This window comes from Acidovorax sp. FJL06 (assembly GCF_003852545.1).
Classification (GTDB): Bacteria; Pseudomonadota; Gammaproteobacteria; order Burkholderiales; family Burkholderiaceae_C; genus Acidovorax.
On sequence record NZ_QAJR01000017.1, the window covers coordinates 12,191 to 13,001 of the forward strand.

At 66.2% G+C, this 811-nt stretch carries 1 protein-coding gene; it reads right to left on the reverse strand.

The annotated features are described in order from the left end of the window. Positions 1–286 precede the first annotated feature (286 nt). Entirely contained in the window at positions 287–781 is a 495-nt protein-coding gene (locus tag DBV10_RS10185; RefSeq protein WP_124513207.1) for a DUF1178 family protein, read from the reverse strand. Positions 782–811 lie beyond the last annotated feature (30 nt).

An 811-nucleotide genomic window follows, 5' to 3' on the forward strand; every position in this document is an offset into this window, starting at 1 on the left:
ATTGCACACCGGCTTGCCACCGTGCAGAACGCGGACCGCATCGTGGTGATGGACCATGGACGCATCGTGGAACAGGGCACCCACGCCAGCCTGCTGGCACAGGGCGGTGTCTATGCCCGGCTGGCAGCGCTGCAGTTCACGGCATAAACCAAGCGGATGCACCAAGGTTTTGGCAGCACAGAACTACCAAAACAATAGCTAATAAGGCTGATGGGACGTGCCCAAGAGGGCAAAAGGGCAAGAGGGCAATGTTTGACCCCCTCCACCGGCCCCTGGGGTGCGCCGCCTATTGCAGGGTTTCCTTGGCCGCCACGGGCAGGGGCAAAGGCACCACAGCAATGCCCTCTTCCAGCAGTTGCACGGCTTCGTCGGCGGTGGCCTGGCCCCGAATTGCGCGCTCCTGCACCTCGCCATGGTGCATGCGCCGGGCCTCCTGGGCAAAACGCGCGCCCACGTCCTCGGTGTTGGCCACCACTTTGCGGGCCAGCGCCAGCCAGGCAGCTTGCAAGGCCGGGGGCAGCAGGGCTGCCTCAGACGGAGTTGCGCCCTGGGCGCCGCCAGCGGTGGCGGCGGCCTGCGCAGGCGCGGGGGCCTCGGTGGCAGCCGGGGCCCGGGCACCCAGGTTCAGGCGTGGGGCACTGAGCCGCTTTTCAATGTGGTCGTCGCCGCACAGGGGGCACTGCACCAGGCCACGCTGCTTCTGGCCCTGAAAGTCGTCCTCAGAGCCAAACCAGCCTTCAAAGACATGGCCTTGCCGACATTGGAGGTCCAGCACCTTCATGGCAACGGTCGTGGGCGGGCGATTTCAGCC

Excerpts from the sequence above, each read along its gene's own strand:
- DBV10_RS10185 (WP_124513207.1), bottom strand. The coding sequence starts at position 781 with ATGAAGGTGCTGGACCTCCAATGTCGGCAAGGCCATGTCTTTGAAGGC.